The organism is Streptomyces spectabilis (assembly GCF_008704795.1).
Lineage (GTDB): Bacteria > Actinomycetota > Actinomycetes > Streptomycetales > Streptomycetaceae > Streptomyces > Streptomyces spectabilis.
In genome coordinates, this window is the sequence record NZ_CP023690.1 from 3,978,743 (window position 1) to 3,993,946 (window position 15,204).

Annotated in this window: 14 protein-coding genes; 6 read left to right on the forward strand and 8 right to left on the reverse strand. The window is 71.9% G+C overall.

Annotated elements, in window-relative coordinates; all coding sequences use genetic code 11:
- Nucleotides 1-40: 40 nt before the first annotated feature.
- Both CP982_RS17245 and clpS read right to left on the reverse strand, forming a co-directional pair.
- Nucleotides 41-649, reverse strand: coding sequence for a DUF2017 domain-containing protein (locus CP982_RS17245; RefSeq protein ID WP_150511357.1), 609 nt, complete (start codon nucleotides 647-649; stop codon nucleotides 41-43).
- Nucleotides 650-660: 11 nt separating this feature from the next.
- Complete coding sequence (gene clpS, locus CP982_RS17250; RefSeq protein ID WP_150511358.1) at nucleotides 661-978, reverse strand: ATP-dependent Clp protease adapter ClpS; 318 nt, start codon at nucleotides 976-978, stop codon at nucleotides 661-663.
- An 80-nt stretch (nucleotides 979-1,058) separates the two neighbouring features.
- On the opposite strand from clpS, the gene CP982_RS17255 reads away from it, so the two are divergent.
- Both CP982_RS17255 and CP982_RS17260 read left to right on the forward strand, forming a co-directional pair.
- Nucleotides 1,059-2,393, forward strand: a complete 1,335-nt coding sequence (locus tag CP982_RS17255) for a nicotinate phosphoribosyltransferase (RefSeq protein WP_150511359.1) — start codon at nucleotides 1,059-1,061, stop codon at nucleotides 2,391-2,393.
- A gap of 86 nt (nucleotides 2,394-2,479) precedes the next feature.
- Nucleotides 2,480-3,064, forward strand: a complete 585-nt coding sequence (locus CP982_RS17260; RefSeq protein ID WP_150511360.1) for an isochorismatase family protein — start codon at nucleotides 2,480-2,482, stop codon at nucleotides 3,062-3,064.
- A 101-nt stretch (nucleotides 3,065-3,165) separates the two neighbouring features.
- Here CP982_RS17260 and CP982_RS17265 read toward each other — a convergent pair whose 3' ends face one another.
- The gene (locus CP982_RS17265; protein WP_150511361.1) at nucleotides 3,166-3,486 is read right to left on the reverse strand and encodes a hypothetical protein; all 321 of its coding nucleotides are present in this window, start codon (nucleotides 3,484-3,486) and stop codon (nucleotides 3,166-3,168) included.
- 135 nt (nucleotides 3,487-3,621) lie between these two features.
- Nucleotides 3,622-6,057: an immune inhibitor A domain-containing protein gene (locus CP982_RS17270; RefSeq protein WP_150511362.1), complete on the reverse strand. Its 2,436-nt coding sequence runs from the start codon at nucleotides 6,055-6,057 to the stop codon at nucleotides 3,622-3,624.
- Between the two features lie 530 nt (nucleotides 6,058-6,587).
- On the opposite strand from CP982_RS17270, the gene CP982_RS17275 reads away from it, so the two are divergent.
- On the forward strand, nucleotides 6,588-6,896 hold the full coding sequence (locus CP982_RS17275) for a hypothetical protein (protein WP_150511363.1): 309 nt from the start codon (nucleotides 6,588-6,590) through the stop codon (nucleotides 6,894-6,896).
- Nucleotides 6,897-7,040: 144 nt separating this feature from the next.
- On the opposite strand, the gene CP982_RS17280 is transcribed toward CP982_RS17275, so the two are convergent.
- Entirely contained in the window at nucleotides 7,041-7,691 is a 651-nt protein-coding gene (locus tag CP982_RS17280; protein WP_150511364.1) for an RDD family protein, read from the reverse strand.
- A gap of 150 nt (nucleotides 7,692-7,841) precedes the next feature.
- On the reverse strand, nucleotides 7,842-9,260 hold the full coding sequence (locus CP982_RS17285; RefSeq protein ID WP_150511365.1) for an RDD family protein: 1,419 nt from the start codon (nucleotides 9,258-9,260) through the stop codon (nucleotides 7,842-7,844).
- 317 nt (nucleotides 9,261-9,577) lie between these two features.
- Here CP982_RS17285 and CP982_RS17290 point away from each other — a divergent pair, with 317 nt between their 5' ends.
- Complete coding sequence (locus tag CP982_RS17290; protein WP_144003692.1) at nucleotides 9,578-10,057, forward strand: SsgA family sporulation/cell division regulator; 480 nt, start codon at nucleotides 9,578-9,580, stop codon at nucleotides 10,055-10,057.
- Nucleotides 10,058-10,109: 52 nt separating this feature from the next.
- Here CP982_RS17290 and CP982_RS17295 read toward each other — a convergent pair whose 3' ends face one another.
- A complete protein-coding gene (locus tag CP982_RS17295) occupies nucleotides 10,110-11,480 on the reverse strand; it encodes an FAD-binding oxidoreductase (protein ID WP_150511366.1) in 1,371 nt (456 codons plus the stop codon).
- A gap of 97 nt (nucleotides 11,481-11,577) precedes the next feature.
- On the opposite strand from CP982_RS17295, the gene CP982_RS17300 reads away from it, so the two are divergent.
- Nucleotides 11,578-13,140, forward strand: a complete 1,563-nt coding sequence (locus CP982_RS17300) for a tetratricopeptide repeat protein (RefSeq protein ID WP_150511367.1) — start codon at nucleotides 11,578-11,580, stop codon at nucleotides 13,138-13,140.
- 246 nt (nucleotides 13,141-13,386) lie between these two features.
- Here CP982_RS17300 and hppD read toward each other — a convergent pair whose 3' ends face one another.
- Entirely contained in the window at nucleotides 13,387-14,532 is a 1,146-nt protein-coding gene (gene hppD, locus CP982_RS17305; protein ID WP_150511368.1) for a 4-hydroxyphenylpyruvate dioxygenase, read from the reverse strand.
- Between the two features lie 121 nt (nucleotides 14,533-14,653).
- On the opposite strand from hppD, the gene CP982_RS17310 reads away from it, so the two are divergent.
- Nucleotides 14,654-15,121 (forward strand): Lrp/AsnC family transcriptional regulator, encoded by a 468-nt coding sequence (locus tag CP982_RS17310; RefSeq protein WP_144003696.1) that lies wholly within the window; start codon nucleotides 14,654-14,656, stop codon nucleotides 15,119-15,121.
- Nucleotides 15,122-15,204: the final 83 nt, after the last annotated feature.

Here is a 15,204-nt window from a genome sequence, read left to right on the forward strand (position 1 = left end):
CCGGCCATCGGAAGAACTTCACGCCCGGCCGGATCGCGCCTCACCCGGTCAGGGTGTCGACCAAGGTCTCCTGGAGGCCTCCCAGCCAGAGGTACGCCATCACCATCGGCTTGCGCGGGTCGGAGTCCGGAAGGCGGTAGAGGATGTCGGTGTCCTCCTCGTCGGTCACCTCCAGGCGGGTGCCGATCGCGAGCCGCAGGTCGTTGAGCGCGCCGAGCCAGCGGCGCGAGTCGTCGACGGACAGCTTCAGGACGGCGCCGCCCTCGCCCGCGACGGTCAGCGCGTCCAGGCAGCGGATCACCGCGAGGGCGTCCTCCCGCTTGCGCGCCCGCAGGTCGTTCTCGGTGAAGCGGCGGAACTCCGCGGAGTACGAACGCAGTTCGGCGGCCTGCGCCTCGGAGGCGCCCTCGCTGCCGGGGCCGCCGTACGCGTCCGGGAGCAGCCGCTTGAGCACCGGGTCGGCGGGCGGCTCGCTCGGGCCCGGCGCGAACAGCTCGGCGAAGAGGTCGCCGTCGTCGCCCGCGGGCTCGTCGCCGGGGCCGATCAGCTCCAGGAGCTGCACGGCGAGGGAGCGGATGATGGAGATCTCGACCTCGTCGAGCGCGACGGCCGCGCCGCCCCCCGGGATCGGTTCGAAGTGTCCTGGCATGGGTCGCGTCGCTACTTCCGGTCCTGCTGGAGGGTCGCCCACAGTCCGTACCCGTGCATCGCCTGCACGTCGCGCTCCATCTCCTCGCGGGATCCCGCGGAGACGACGGCGCGGCCCTTGTGGTGGACGTCGAGCATGAGCTTGGTCGCCTTGTCCTTGGAGTACCCGAAGTACGTCTGGAAGACATACGTCACGTAGCTCATGAGATTCACCGGGTCGTTGTGCACCAGGGTGATCCAGGGGACGTCGGGTTCGGGGACGGCGAAGGTCTCTTCGTCCGCGTCCGGGCGGGTGATCTCTGCAGGAGCCGCGCTACTCACTTGTCCCATGCTGCCACCCGCCGGGCCCCATCGCACAAACGGACCCCCGAAATCGTCAGAGTGACGAGATGAGGGGTAGCATCCGTCATATGAACTCTGGGGAGCATGATCTGGGGCTTCCGGTCGACGTGCCGTCGACTGCGCTCTTCACGGATCACTACGAGTTGACGATGCTGCAGGGCACCCTCAAGTCCGGTGCCGCGCACCGCCGCTCGGTCTTCGAGGTGTTCACGCGCCGCCTGCCCGAGGGCCGCCGCTACGGAGTGGTCGCCGGGACCGGCCGGGTCCTGGACGCCGTCGAGAACTTCCGCTTCGACGCGGACGTCCTCTCCTTCCTGCGCGAGCGCGGCGTCGTCGACGAGCCGACGCTCCAGTGGCTCGCCTCCTACCGCTTCAGCGGGGACGTGTGGGGCTATCCGGAGGGCGAGGTGTACTTCCCCGGCTCCCCGATCCTGCGGGTCGAGGGCAGCTTCGCGGAGTGCGTGCTCCTGGAGACCGTGATCCTCTCGATCCTCAACCACGACTCGGCCATCGCGGCGGCCGCGTCCCGGATGGCCTCCGCGGCGGGCGGGCGGCCGCTGATCGAGATGGGCGCGCGCCGCACCCACGAGCTGGCCGCCGTCGCGGCCTCCCGGGCCGCCTACGTGGGCGGCTTCACCACCACCTCGGACCTCGCCGCCGGGTTCCGCTACGGCATCCCGACCGTCGGCACCTCCGCACACGCCTTCACCCTCGTCCACGACAGCGAGCGCGACGCCTTCCGCGCCCAGGTGGACTCCCTCGGCCGCGGCACGACGCTGCTCGTCGACACCTACGACGTCGGCGAGGCCGTCCGCATGGCCGTCGAGATCGCGGGCCCGGACCTCGGCGCCGTCCGCATCGACTCCGGCGACCTCCTCCTGGTCGCGCACCGGGTGCGGCAGCAGCTGGACGAGCTCGGGGCCACCGACACCCGGATCGTCGTCACCTCCGATTTGGACGAGTACGCCATCGCCTCGCTCGCGGCGGCGCCCGTGGACGCGTACGGCGTGGGCACCCAGCTCGTCACCGGGTCCGGGCACCCCACCTGCTCCATGGTCTACAAGCTGGTCGCCCGCGCCCGCTCCGCCGATCCGAAGGCGCCCCTCGAACCGGTCGCGAAGAAGTCGCTCGGCGCCAAGTCGTCCCTGGGCGGCCGCAAGTGGGCCGCGCGCCGCCCCGACGCCCAGGGGGCCGCCGAGGCCGAGGTCGTCGGCACCGGCCCGGTGCCCGCGGACCTCGTCGACCACCAGCTGCACGTCGAGCTCATCAAGGGCGGCGAGGTGCTCGCCCGTGAGCCCCTGGACACCGTCCGCGACCGGCACGCGGCGGCGCGGGCCTCGCTGCCGCTGTCGGCCACCCAGCTGTCGCGGGGCGAGGCCGTCATCCCCACGGAGTTCGTGTGAGCCCGGGTCCGGGCGCCGACGCCCCCTCCCGCAACGGTCGTGAAGTCTCTACGCTCGGTTCATCCAGCTAACGAAGGACACCCGCCATGCGCCGCGCCCTGATCGTCGTAGACGTACAGAACGACTTCTGCGAGGGGGGCAGCCTCGCGGTGGCGGGCGGCGCGGACGTGGCCGCCGCCATCACCGACCTCATCGGCCAGAGCCCGGCCTGCTACCGCCACGTCGTGGCCACCCGTGACCACCACATCGCCCCGGGCGACCACTTCTCCGCCGAGCCCGACTACGTCGACTCCTGGCCGCCGCACTGCGTGGCCGGGACCGAGGGCGTCGGCTTCCACCCGAACTTCGCGCCCGCCGTGGCCTCCGGGGCCGTCGACGCCGTCTTCTCCAAGGGGGAGCGCTCGGCGGCGTACTCCGGCTTCGAGGGGACCGACGAGAACGGGATGCCGCTGGCGCGGTGGCTGCGGGAGCGGCAGGTGCGGGAGGTGGACGTGGTGGGGATCGCCACGGACCACTGCGTGCGGGCCACCGCGCTCGATGCCGCGCGGGAGGGCTTCCGGACCCACGTCCTGCTGGACCTCACCGCCGGGGTCGCCGAGGCCACCACGGAACGGGCCCTGGAGGAGCTCCGCGCCGCGGGCGTCGAGCTGACGGGCAAGCCGGTGGTGTAGCCCACGCGGGGCGCCCCAGGCCCGCACCGGAGATCTTTCGGCCCGTCCGGCGTTTGAGGACGAGGCCGAAGGCCGATCAAGCCGGGTGCCGCCCGCCAGGGCTATGCCGCAGCGCCCCGGCGCAGGAGGGCCCTGATCGGGTGCCACAGCTCCTGCGCGCCCTGGGCGGGGGCCGTGCGCCATATGAGGCCGTCGGGGTGGTGGAGGACCGCCGTGACCTCGTCCGGCGTGGGGGGCTCCGCGTTGCCGCGGAGGTACACCGCCCGCAGGCCGAGGTTCCGCAGCCGGGTCAGGGCCCGCGCCCGGTTCACGGCGTGCACCAGGACCCGGACCCGCGCGCCCGCCGAGGGGCCCGGGCTCGGAAGGGTCAGCGCCACCACCACACTGCCGTTCGGCAGCTTGCAGAAGCCTCCTGCGGCCATGCTGTGTCACACCCCCGTGAGACGTCGCGTCAATAAGGAATCCACAGCACGCACCTAAACACGAACGGCCGCCGCCCGCTAGAGGGCGACGGCCGTCCGGTCAGAAATACGCCTCTGACCTGGGCGAATGCGAAACTATCGCACGGAGGGGCCCACCCGGACCGTGATCGAGGAGCCGTCCTTCGGCTGCTTCACGATCTGGATCTTGGTGTTGGTGTCAGTGACCTTGACGCTGCCCGTGGGGTTCTCCGGGTACCAGTAGGTGCCCTTGTGGTCGTCGAAGGCCGAGACGCCCGCGCGCGACTTCAGCTTCAGCGCGACGTCCGCGTTGTGGAGCGTGAAGGCGTCGGTGCGGTACTTCGAGAACGGCGCGTCGTACGGCTGGATCTTGTTCCGCAGGAGCGAGCCGTCCTTCCACTTCAGCGGCTTGGCGTGCGCGTCCACCGGCAGGATCAGACCCTTGCCGTGGTGCTTGCTGACGTTGTTGTCCTTCTGGGAGGTGTCCCACTGCCAGACCAACAGGCCGGTCTGGTACGGGTAGTGCTCCACCCAGTCGGGGCGCGAGGCGAAACCGAAGTTGTACGGACCGGCCTTGAGGGTCTTGTCGTACGACACGTACTGGCGGTTCTCGGCGAGGTAGTACTGGTCGTACTTCTTCGTGAAGGACTCGCCGATGCGCGAGAAGCCCTTCACCTTCCAGCCGTTGTCGCCGTTCTCGGCACCGTCGGTGAACAGCTTGGCGCCGTCCGCGGTCAGCGTGACCTGGTCGGCGGTGAAGCCCTTGAGCGAGGTGCCGCCGTCCGTGGCGTAGCGGAAGCGGACGTCGATCTTCTTGCCCGCGTAGGCGTCGAGCGGGTAGACGAGCTTCTGGTACTTCGTCGACGAGCCGGTGAGCGCGGGCTTGTCGCCGCCGTCACGGGTGATCTGCTTGCCGTCGGCGGTGCCGTCGACCGGCGTGAAGGAGGCGCCGCCGTCCGTCGAGACCTCGGCGTAGAGGTAGTCGTAGTTCCGCTCGATGTCCCACCAGCCGTCCAGGGACAGCTCGGCCTTGGACTTGCCGGTGAGGTCGACGGACCGGGTCAGGGTGTTCCTGAGGTCGTCGTCCTGGCCGCTCCACCACTGGTTGGCGCCCTCGGTGGGCTTCACGACCGTCGTGGTGACCGACTTCTTGGGCAGCTTGACGAGCAGCGCCTGCTTGTTGCGGGTGTTGTACTCGGCGACGCCCAGCTTGTGCGTGGACTTCGTCGCGGCCTTCGCCTTGGCGTAGTTGAGCCAGCCCAGCTGGTACTTGTCCCAGGCGGTCATGTCGCCGGGCAGGTCGCCGATCGCGTCCTTGGCGGTGCCGAGCCAGGAGCCGGCCGACATCAGCGACCAGAAGCCGACGGAGTTCTCACCGGCCGCGCCCGGGCCCGTGGTGTCGTACAGGTCCGGCAGGCCGAGGTCGTGGCCGTACTCGTGGGCGAAGACGCCGAGGCCGCCGTTCTCCGGCTGCATGGTGTAGTCGCCGACCCAGATGCCGGACTTGCCGATCTGGGTGCCGCCCGACTTGTTGTTGCCGGGGCCCGTCTTGCCCGCGTCGTCGCCGTAGGCGTACCAGCGGTGCGCCCACAGGGCGTTCGTGCCCTCGGCGCCGCCGCCCGCGGACTCGTCCTCACCGGCGTGGACGATCTGGAAGTGGTCGATGTAGCCGTCGGGCTCGTTGAAGTTGCCGTCGTTGTCGAAGTCGTAGCGGTCCCACTTGTCGTACTTCGCGAGGTCCGCCTTGATCTGGGCGTCCGTGCGGCCCTTGGCCTTCTGGTCCTTCTCCCAGGCCGTGACGCCGTCGCGCACCGCGTCCCAGACGTTGGCGCAGTTGGTGTCGCCGCAGTAGTTCGAGCCGTAACGGGCCTCGTTGTAGTCGACCTTGACCCAGTCGGAGACCGTGCCCTCGACGGAGTAGCGCCCGGAGGAGGTCTTCTCGTAGTACGTCTTCAGCGAGTGCTTGGTCTTGCCCTTGCTGTCCTTGCCCTTGCCGAAGTACAGGTCCTGGAAGTGCTTGCGGTTGTAATCGGCTTGCCAGGCCGTGCTGTTGTCCTTCGCACGGTCCGGCTTGGCTATCTTGTTGTGCTGCGGGCCGGGCTCGCCGCCGTACTTCTTGACCGGCTGCTGGGGGCCGTCGGGACCGTCCGGGTCGTACAGGGTGGTGTCGTCCACCTTGTCCCCGAACTCCACCAGGATCGTGAAGATCTTGTCGGTCTTCTCGCGACCCAGCTCGACGTACTTCTTGTCGTCGAGCTTGACGACGTTGGATCCGCCGCGCTTCTCGACCTCGGCCTCGCCCGACACGACCTGTTCGAGGGCCGCCCTGCGCTGCTGGGCCTGCTGCTTGCTGAAGGGCCCGTCCAGGTCGTGGTCGACGCCCGTCTTGGCGTCCGCCGGGTCGCGGCGGTCAACGGCCTGCCCGTCCTTGGCCGAGGGCGCCTTCGCGCCGTCGTCGGCAGCCGCCACCCCGTATGCCGAGAACGTCGCGGTGGCCGCGGCCACCGCGACCGCGGCAGCCGCCGCACGGAACGTCCGTCTCTTGAGTCTCACTTGATGGATTCCTCCCCCGCGCCCGCCGCGGACCGGAGGGGTCCCGGTCAAGGAGGTCCGCGCGCGGTAAGCGCGTCATAAGTGACGACATTCGACCGGAGGGTGAAGAGAAAAGACAGACCTTGACTTGAACAGGCCAAATGCTCTATGCAGACCCGCTTGTCCAGTATCCGGACGCATGCGGCGTGTGGCCGCGGCACGACCGAGCGGCATATTGCATCGTCAACCGGCGCGTGCGACCGTCCAGTTGATGGAATGCATGAATCTATGCGCCCCCCGTGCCTCGGCACCGTGGGTAAGGTCACGCTTACCACACGGTCGCCTCGGGCATGCAGGCAAATAGAGCCAGACCCTGGAGAACGGCGCCAAATCAACGGCAGGCGCGGGTGCTCAGCAAGGCATCCAAGCTGACGCCAAAAGGCCCCCTTCGATTCGTATACGTTCCGCTATGCCCCACCCACAACCCCCATAGCCCCAGGATCACCCCCGCATCCGCTGTCCCGAGGACGGATCACGCCATGTCTCGCCCCATGCCTCGTCCGACCGTCGCACAGCTCTCGTATGGTTCCGCGACCGTCATCTGTTCCACCCTCGCCATGCTGCTGCTCTCGCAGGCGACGTCACCACCGGGAATCGCGGTCATAGCCCTTGCCGCGCTCGGGCTGGGACTGCTCGTCGCCTTAACGGTTCCGCTGCCGAAACCGGCGCGGGGCGGGGCCACCGCCGCCGCCCCGGCCGCGCACCAGGTCCCGGCCCGGCGCACGGTCATCGCGCCCGGGCCGGCGCGGGACCGGGCCGCCACGGCCTCCGCCTCCGTACGGGAACCCGCCGGACCCTGACGGCTCCCCACGGACAAACGCATACAGAACCGGCGGGTTCGTGAACCACCCTCACGAACCCGCCGGTTGACGAGCGCCCCTGCCGCGCGGGCGTCGCCTCCGCCTGCCCGGCGGCCTCGCGTCCGACCCGCCGCCGCGGGCCGCTCAGCCCGTGCTGACCACCACGGTCTTGGCCGCCTTGTCGTGCAGGCCCTGTTTGTACGGCTTGTCGAAGAAGCTCCAGCCGCCGCAGATCGCCGTCCAGACGCACGCGCAGCAGAACGCGAACGGCACCCAGAGGACCGCGGCGCGGGCGAGCGCCGACTGGAGGGTGGGCGTGGCCCCGTCGTTGAGGTTCGCCACCCGCATGCCCAGCCACTTCTTCCCCAGCGTCTGGCCGGACTTGGAGATGAAGTAACTGTCGTACGCGATGTACAGCACGGCGGCGAGCAGCGACTGGCCGAACGACTTGCCCGCGTCCACCTTGTCCGGGTCCAGGTCGTACTCGTGCGTGCCGAAGAGCCACGAGAGCGCCCAGACGACGATGCCGACGAGGACCATGTCGATGATGCGGGCGAGGACGCGCTTGCCGCTGTCCGCCAGCGGGGGCATGCCCGAGAGCGGGTCCTGGCCGCCGTAGGGGTCGCCGCCGTAGGGCGGCGGGGGCGGGGCGCCGCCGCCCGGGCCTCCGGCGCCCGGCGGCGGGGTGTCGTAGGGGGACCCCGCGCCGCTGCCCGGCGGGGGCGGCTGCTTCTTGAACGGATCGTTGTCGTCGGGGTCCGGTCCGGTCGGGTAGGGCGGCGGTTCGGTGCTCATGGGGTGAGTGCACCTCGAAGTGGAAGTCCCTGCATGTGATGAGCGGCTGTCCGGGTTACCCACCAGAGTGCCGCACCATGGCGTCCGGTGGGTGGGAGTCCGTCGTGGCTGGGCGCGCGGTTCCCCGTGCCCCGTGCGAGGCGCTCCCGGTCAGGACGCCACGAAGGTCTTCGCGGCCTTGTCGTGCCAGCACTGCCGCCACGGCCGGTCGACCAGGCACCACAGCACCCCGACCACGCCCACCGCCAGGATCCCGGGCACGGCGTACACGAGCCAGCGCCGCAGGGCCGCCCCGAAGGACGGCGCCCCGTTCCCCTCGATGCTCCGCACCTCGATGCCGCACAGCTTCTTGCCGAGCGTGCGGCCCCACTTGGCCGTCGGCACCGCCTCGTACAGGACGCCGAACAGCAGCAGCACCCCGAGGACGATCCCCAGGTAGCCCGCCGTGGTGCCGTCGAGCAGCCAGACGGTGACCTTCTCGCCGGACAGCTTCGCCGCGTCGATCTTGCTGTCGATGTGGTCCGCGGCCCGGGTGCCGAGGGGCAGCGCGGCGCCCGCGGTGACCGCGGCGAGGACGACGGTGTCGATGAGCCGTGCCACGAGCCGCTTGCCGAGCGCGGCGGGCCGCGCCTCGGCCTGCGCCTGGGCCGCCGCCGCGAACGGGTCGGTGGCCACCGGCTTCCACGGCACGACCGGTACGTCGCCCTGCGGGGCGGCGGCGGGCGGCTGCGCGAGCTGGTGCACCTGCTGGGCCCAGGAGGCGGAGCCGCCGCCGGGCCCGGAGGTCACGACTCCCCCGCTTCCGGCGGCACCGCCCTGCTGCGGCACGGAAGGCGCAGAAGGCACAGAAGGCGAAGGCACAGAAGGCGCGGCGGGCGCAGAAGGCGCAGCGGACGCGGCGGACCCCGGCGCCGGCTTGGGGCGCAGGGCCCTGATCGACATCGTGCCCTCGGTGCCGCCGTCCGGCCCTGACGTGCCGGGGCCCCCGGGCTTCACCGGTCCGGTGGGGCGCCGGAAGGTGACCGTTCCCTCGCCGGAGGGGGACAGCGGGGCGCCCTGCTTGACGCCGGGGGGCTGCGCCGCGTCCTCGGGCCGCGGCTGCGCGGGCACGCGGTGCGCGGTGCCCTGGGCGGCGCCCGGCGCGGCCGCTTCGGGGCGCGCCTCGGCCTCGACCGGCAGCCTGGGGTCGCGCTGCCCGGGCGCGCCCCACGACACCCGCTTGTCCTGCTCGCCGCCGAGCCCGCTCTGCCGGGCGGCGTCCGCGCCCCAGGCCGACGAGGGCTCGGGCCCCGCGTCGGGTCCCGCCTCCTCGGACTGGGCGACGCCCTCCGGCTCCTCGTCGAAGAAGACGGGCCCGGTCTCCTCGACCGGCGGGGCGGGCGCGGGCACCGCGGCCGTCGCCGAGCGCGGCGGCGCGGGCAGGGGTTCGCCGTCGGACGGCGCAGGACGGCTCGTGCCGGGCACCCAGGCGGCGCCGTTCCAGTACCGGACGTACCCGGGGATGGACGGATCGGGGTAGTAGCCCTCGCGGGGCCTGTCGTCGCCGGGGGCCGGGGTTGGGGCGCTCATGTCCGTCGTCCCGTATCTGCTCGGGGGTCGTGTGAGGCTCCACATCTATCAGACCGGCGCGCCCCGCCGGGTGGGTCCCGCCGCACCGCCCCCTTCCGTGCACGGTTCCTCCCCGGCCTCGTACGCGGAGCCGGTGCGGGGGCCTCGCGCGGCCCTCGAACCGGGATCCCGCACGAGCCCGTACGAACCCCTTCGAAAGTTCTCCGAAAAACTTTCCCGAAGTCGCGTAATGCCCGGCGCTCCTCGCGCTCTGACTCTCTGCGGGCCTGTTCCGGGTCCGCACGGAACACAGAACAGAGGAAGGAAGCGCGAGCGACATGCACACTGTGGTGGAACGCGAGCTGGAGCTGAAACTCGTCCTCTCGCCGGAGCGGTCGATCCCCGTCCCGGCCAGGCTCAGCTACCGGACCGACGACCCGTACGCCATCCACATCGCCTTTCACATCGGCTCCGAGAACCCGGTGAACTGGACGTTCGCCCGGGAGCTGCTCGTGGAGGGGGTGTTCCGGCCGTGCGGCCACGGCGACGTGCGGGTGTGGCCGACGAAGGTCGAGGGGCGGTCCGTGGTCCTGATGGCGCTGAGCTCCCCGGACGGGGACGCCCTCCTGGAGGCGCCGGCACCCGCCGTGTCGGCCTGGCTGGAGCGCACCCTGCGGGTGGTCCCTCCGGGCTCTGAGGCCGAGCGGCTCGGCATCGACGACGGCCTCGCCGAGCTGCTCGCCCCCACCCCCGGCCGCGCCGACGAGCTGTGGCTGCGGGACCCGTGGCCCTCTGACGAGTCCAAGGACGGTGAGTGAGCACGGGCGTCACGGGGGTGCCCACCGCGGAGGTGGGTGAGAGCGAGGGCTCTCAGAAGAGCTTGCCCGGGTTGAGGAGGTGGTGCGGGTCGAAGGCGGCCTTGACGGCACGCTGCATCTCGACGCCGACGGGTCCGAGTTCGCGCGCCAGCCACTCCTTCTTGAGGACGCCGACGCCGTGCTCACCGGTGATGGTGCCGCCGAGTTCGAGGCCGAGGGCCATGATCTCGTCGAAGGACTCGCGGGCGCGCCGCGACTCGTCGGGGTCGGCGGCGTCGAAGCAGACGGTGGGGTGTGTGTTGCCGTCGCCCGCGTGCGCGCAGACGCCGATGGTCAGGGCGTACTTGTCGGCGATGCGCTCCACGCCGTCGAGCATGTCGCCGAGCCGGGAGCGCGGCACGCAGACGTCGTCGATCATCGTGGTGCCCTTGACCGCTTCGAGGGCGGTGAGGGACAGGCGGCGGGCCTGGAGCAGGAGTTCGGACTCGGCCGCGTCCTCGGCCGGGACGACCTGGGTGGCGCCCGCCGCCTCGCACAGGGCGCCGACGGCGGCGAGGTCTGCGGCCGGGTCCGGGGTGTCGAAGGCGGCGAGGAGCAGGGCCTCCGTGGTCTCCGGCAGGCCCATGTGGGCGAGGGAGTTGACGGCCCGGATCGTCGTGCGGTCCATCAGCTCCAGGAGCGAGGGCACATGACCCCCCTCCATGATCTTGCAGACGGCGTCGCAGGCCGCGGCCGCCGAGGCGAACTCGGCCGCCAGGACGAGCTGTTGCGGCGGCTGCGGCTTGAGCGCGAGGATCGCGCGGACGACGATGCCGAGGCTGCCCTCGGAGCCGACGAACAGGCGCGTCAGGTCGTATCCGGCGACGCCCTTGGCGGTGCGGCGGCCGGTGCGCAGGAGGCGGCCGTCGGCGAGGACGACGTCGAGGCCGAGGACGTACTCGGCCGTCACGCCGTACTTCACGCAGCACAGGCCGCCCGACGCGGTGCCGATGTTCCCGCCGATGGTGCACGTCTCCCAGCTGGAGGGATCGGGCGGATAGGCGAGGCCGTGCTCGGCGACCGCGCGGGAGAGGGCGGCGTTGACGACGCCCGGCTCGACGACGGCGACGCGGTCGACGGGGTTGATCTCCAGGATGCGGTCCATCTTGACGAGCGAGAGCACGACGCAGCCGTCGCTGGCGTTGGCCCCGCCCGACAGGCCGGTGCGGGCGCCCTGCGGCACGACCGGGACGCGCAGCTCGGTGGCCGTGCGCATGACGTGCTGGACCTGTTCGACGGTGCGGGGCAGGACGACCGCGGCCGGACTGCCCGCCGCGCAGAAGCTCGCCATGTCGTGCGCGTACGAGGACGTGACGTCCGGGTCGGTGAGGACCGCGTCGGCGGGGAGGCCCGCCCGGAGGGCTTCGATGAGGGCGCTGCTCATGATCACAGCCTCGCACTCGGGGCCATCGGTGTGAACCCGTGTGCGACGCCCTTCGCGTGCCGCGACGCGATCTTCGTATTGACGCACAGTGAGCGCCATGGAGACGGAGAAGCTCAGCGCGTCCGAGGATCCGGCCGAGGGACCCGCCGAGACCCCCGCGGGGGCCCGGGCCCTCGGGCCCGCCGCGTCCGTGGCCCGGCTGCTCGACGGGCTCGCCGAGGAGCGGCGGCCGCGGCGGCGCGGACTCCACTGGGCCGTCGCCGCGTCCGTGGCGGGCGCCCTCGTGCTCGGCGGCCTCCTCGTCCTGGTGCCGCGCTCGGGCGAGCGGGCGGCGCCGCCCGCCCCGGGTCCCGCCGGGCGGGCCCTGGCCGCGGCGGGCACCGGCGTCCCGGCCTCGCTGCCCGATCTGGCCGCCCTCATCGGCGAGCGCGAGGCCCATCTGCGGGCGCACCCCGGCGACGACCAGTCGTGGGCGGTGCTCGGTTCCGCGTACGTCGAACGCGGCGCGCGCACGGGCGACTTCATGTCCTATCCGAAGGCCGAGCACGCGCTGCGCACGTCCCTGAAGGCGCGGCCCGAGGGGAACGTGGACGCCCTCGCCGGGCTCGCGGCGCTCGCCAACGCGCGGCACGACTACCGGGCGGCGCGCACCTGGGGCGAGCGGGCGGCGCGGCTCGCGCCGAAGCGGTGGACGACGTATCCGGCGCTCGTCGAGGCCTACCGGGGCCTCGGTGACGCCAAGGGCGTGACCCGCTCCCTGGAGACGCTCCAGAAGCTGAGGTCCGGCGCCGCCGTCCGGGCCCTCGCCGGGACGGTCTACCGCGACCGGGGGTGGCGCGAGAACGCGGCGGCCGCCCTGGCCGACGCGGCGGCGCTCGCCGAGGGCCCCGCCGAGCGGGCCGCGGGCCTGCACCGGGTCGGGGAGCTGTCCTGGGAGCGGGGCGAGCCCGCGCAGGCGCTGCGCTACTTCGACGCGGCGCTCGCGGCGGAGCCCGGGCACCATCCCTCGCTCGCGGGCAAGGGGCGCGCACTCGCCGCGCTCGGCCGCACGTCCCAGGCGCTGGGGGCCTATCGGAGCGCGCTCGCCAAGTGGCCCGAGCCCCGGTACGCCCTGGAGCTCGGCGAGTTGTACGAGTCCTTGAAGCTGATGCCGGCCGCGCGGGCGCAGTACGACCTGCTGCGGGCGCGGGTCCGGGACGCCGGGCGCGGGGGCGTGAACGACGAGCGGGTGCTCGGGCTCTTCGAGGCGGACCACGGGGACCCGGAGGCCGCGGTGCGGCGGCTCCGGGCGGAGTTCGCGCGGCACGGGAGTCCGGAGAACGCGGACGCGCTGGGGTGGGCGCTGCACCGGGCCGGGGACCCGGAGGCCGGGCTCGAGCTGGCGGAGCGGGCGATGAAGAAGGGGCCGCGGAGTGCGGCGTTCGCCTTTCACCGGGGGGAGATCGAGCGGGAGCTGGGGCGGTACGGGGCCGCCCGGCGCCACCTCACGGAGGCCCTGCGGGTGAACCCGTACTTCTCCCCGCTGGGGTCCGCCGCCGCCCACCGCGCCCTGGAGGCCCTGGGCGACCCGCCCGAAGGCGGCCCCGCCCAGGTCCACGCCCCACCGGGAGCCCCGATCCCGAAGCTCCCCACCCCGAGCCGGGCCCCGTCGCGACGCTGAGCGGCACCTGGCGCTGTGCCCACCCGTCCCGCCCTGCGGGACGATTGCCCACAGCGGGGAGCCGAGGGCGGTCCCACCCACCCGCCCCCACCCGGCCCGGCGAAGCCACGGAGTTTCGGGCGGGTGGGTGGGAAAGCGTCCGCCGCGGTAGCGGTGGGCACCCGACCGACCAGGGGCGGCGCTCCGCGTCGGGGCCGGGCGGGCGAAAGCCGGGGTGCTACGGGCGGGTGGGTGGGAGAGCCCCGGTCAGAGGTTGCCGCGCTTCTCCTGTTCGCGCTCGATCGCTTCGAAGAGCGCCTTGAAGTTGCCCTTGCCGAAGCCCATCGAGCCGTGCCGCTCGATCATCTCGAAGAAGACGGTCGGCCGGTCCTGGACCGGCTTGGTGAAGATCTGGAGCAGATAGCCGTCCTCGTCCCGGTCGACGAGGATCTTCAGCTCGCGCAGGATCTCGACGGGAACCCGCGTCTCCCCGGCCCACTCGCCCAGCGTGTCGTAGTAGGAGTCGGGGGTGTCGAGGAACTGCACGCCCGCCGCGCGCATGGTGCGCACCGTGGCGACGATGTCGTTCGTGGCGAGCGCGATGTGCTGGACGCCCGCGCCGCCGTAGAACTCCAGGTACTCGTCGATCTGGGACTTCTTCTTGGCGATGGCGGGCTCGTTGATCGGGAACTTCACCTTGAGGGTCCCGTCGGCCACCACCTTCGACATCAGCGCCGAGTACTCCGTCGCGATGTCGTCGCCCACGAACTCCTTCATGTTCGTGAAGCCCATGACCTTGTTGTAGAAGCCGACCCACTCGTTCATCTTGCCGAGCTCGACGTTGCCCACACAGTGGTCGATGGCCTGGAAGGTCCGCTTGGCGGGCGGCTCGACGATCGGCGACGCGGACACGAAGCCGGGCAGGTACGGGCCGTCGTAGCCCTTGCGCTCGACCAGGGTGTGGCGGGTCTTGCCGTACGTCGCGATGGCCGCGAGGACGACCGTGCCGTTCTCGTCCTTGACCTCGTACGGCTCGTCGATGCCGCGCGCGCCGTGCTCGACGGCGTACGCGTACGCGGCGCGGGCGTCCGGCACCTCGATGGCGAGGTCGACGACGCCGTCACCGTGCTCGGCGACGTGCTCGGCGAGGAAGGCGCCCCGGTCGGTGGAGGCCTTGATGACGGAGGTGAAGACGAACCGCGCGCCGCCGTTCTCCAGGACGTAACTGGCGGTCTCGCGGCTGCCGTTCTCCGGTCCGGAGTAGGCCACGAGCTTCATGCCGAACGCCGTGGAGTAGTAGTGCGCGGCCTGCTTGGCGTTGCCCACGGCGAAGACGACCGCGTCCATTCCCTTGACCGGGAAGGGGTCGGCCTCGCGCGCGGTTTCGGGCGTGGTGTGTGTGGTCTGAGTCATACTCCGAGGCTCCCGCCGAACCGCAAGATGCGCAATAGTTCGCGTAATCGCTGGGCAATCTGCATAGCTGAGGCCTGGAAGCGCCGGGCGTTCTGTACATCATGACTACTTCGGAGGCGGCATGACGATCGATCATCTGGACGGCAGGCTCATCGTGCTGCTCGCGCGGGAGCCGCGGATCGGCGTCCTGGAGGCGTCCCGCAGGCTCGGCGTCGCGCGCGGCACGGTGCAGGCCCGCATGGACCGCCTTCAGTCGAACGGAGTCATCCGCGGCTTCGGCCCCCAGGTGGACCCGACGGCGCTCGGCTACCCGGTCACGGCGTTCGCGACCCTGGAGATCAAACAGGGCCAGGGCGCCGACGTACGGGCGCATTTGGCGGGTGTGGCGGAGGTCCTCGAACTGCACACCATCACCGGGCACGGCGACATGCTGTGCCGCCTGGTGGCCCGCTCGAACGCCGATCTCCAACGTGTGATCGACCGGGTGGTGGGTTTTGATGGCATCGTCCGGGCCTCCACGGCGATCGTCATGGAGAACCCCGTTCCGCTGCGGATCATCCCGCTGGTGGAGCAGGCGTCCGGCGGCTGACGGCACGGGCGACGTGGGTAGGGAGTAGGGCGGCACACCGGGTAGACACCGAGCACGCACCGGCGCACGCCGCGCGGATCGTG

What these genes read in the sequence shown, in the direction of transcription:
- CP982_RS17245 (WP_150511357.1), bottom strand. Translation starts at nt 649, where the DNA reads ATGCCAGGACACTTCGAACCGATCCCGGGGGGCGGCGCGGCCGTCGCG.
- clpS (WP_150511358.1), bottom strand. Translation starts at nt 978, where the DNA reads ATGGGACAAGTGAGTAGCGCGGCTCCTGCAGAGATCACCCGCCCGGAC.
- CP982_RS17255 (WP_150511359.1), top strand. Translation starts at nt 1,059, where the DNA reads ATGAACTCTGGGGAGCATGATCTGGGGCTTCCGGTCGACGTGCCGTCG.
- CP982_RS17260 (WP_150511360.1), top strand. Translation starts at nt 2,480, where the DNA reads ATGCGCCGCGCCCTGATCGTCGTAGACGTACAGAACGACTTCTGCGAG.
- CP982_RS17265 (WP_150511361.1), bottom strand. Translation starts at nt 3,486, where the DNA reads ATGGCCGCAGGAGGCTTCTGCAAGCTGCCGAACGGCAGTGTGGTGGTG.
- CP982_RS17275 (WP_150511363.1), top strand. Translation starts at nt 6,588, where the DNA reads ATGCCTCGTCCGACCGTCGCACAGCTCTCGTATGGTTCCGCGACCGTC.
- CP982_RS17280 (WP_150511364.1), bottom strand. Translation starts at nt 7,691, where the DNA reads ATGAGCACCGAACCGCCGCCCTACCCGACCGGACCGGACCCCGACGAC.
- CP982_RS17285 (WP_150511365.1), bottom strand. Translation starts at nt 9,260, where the DNA reads ATGAGCGCCCCAACCCCGGCCCCCGGCGACGACAGGCCCCGCGAGGGC.
- CP982_RS17290 (WP_144003692.1), top strand. Translation starts at nt 9,578, where the DNA reads ATGCACACTGTGGTGGAACGCGAGCTGGAGCTGAAACTCGTCCTCTCG.
- CP982_RS17295 (WP_150511366.1), bottom strand. Translation starts at nt 11,480, where the DNA reads ATGAGCAGCGCCCTCATCGAAGCCCTCCGGGCGGGCCTCCCCGCCGAC.
- CP982_RS17300 (WP_150511367.1), top strand. Translation starts at nt 11,578, where the DNA reads ATGGAGACGGAGAAGCTCAGCGCGTCCGAGGATCCGGCCGAGGGACCC.
- hppD (WP_150511368.1), bottom strand. Translation starts at nt 14,532, where the DNA reads ATGACTCAGACCACACACACCACGCCCGAAACCGCGCGCGAGGCCGAC.
- CP982_RS17310 (WP_144003696.1), top strand. Translation starts at nt 14,654, where the DNA reads ATGACGATCGATCATCTGGACGGCAGGCTCATCGTGCTGCTCGCGCGG.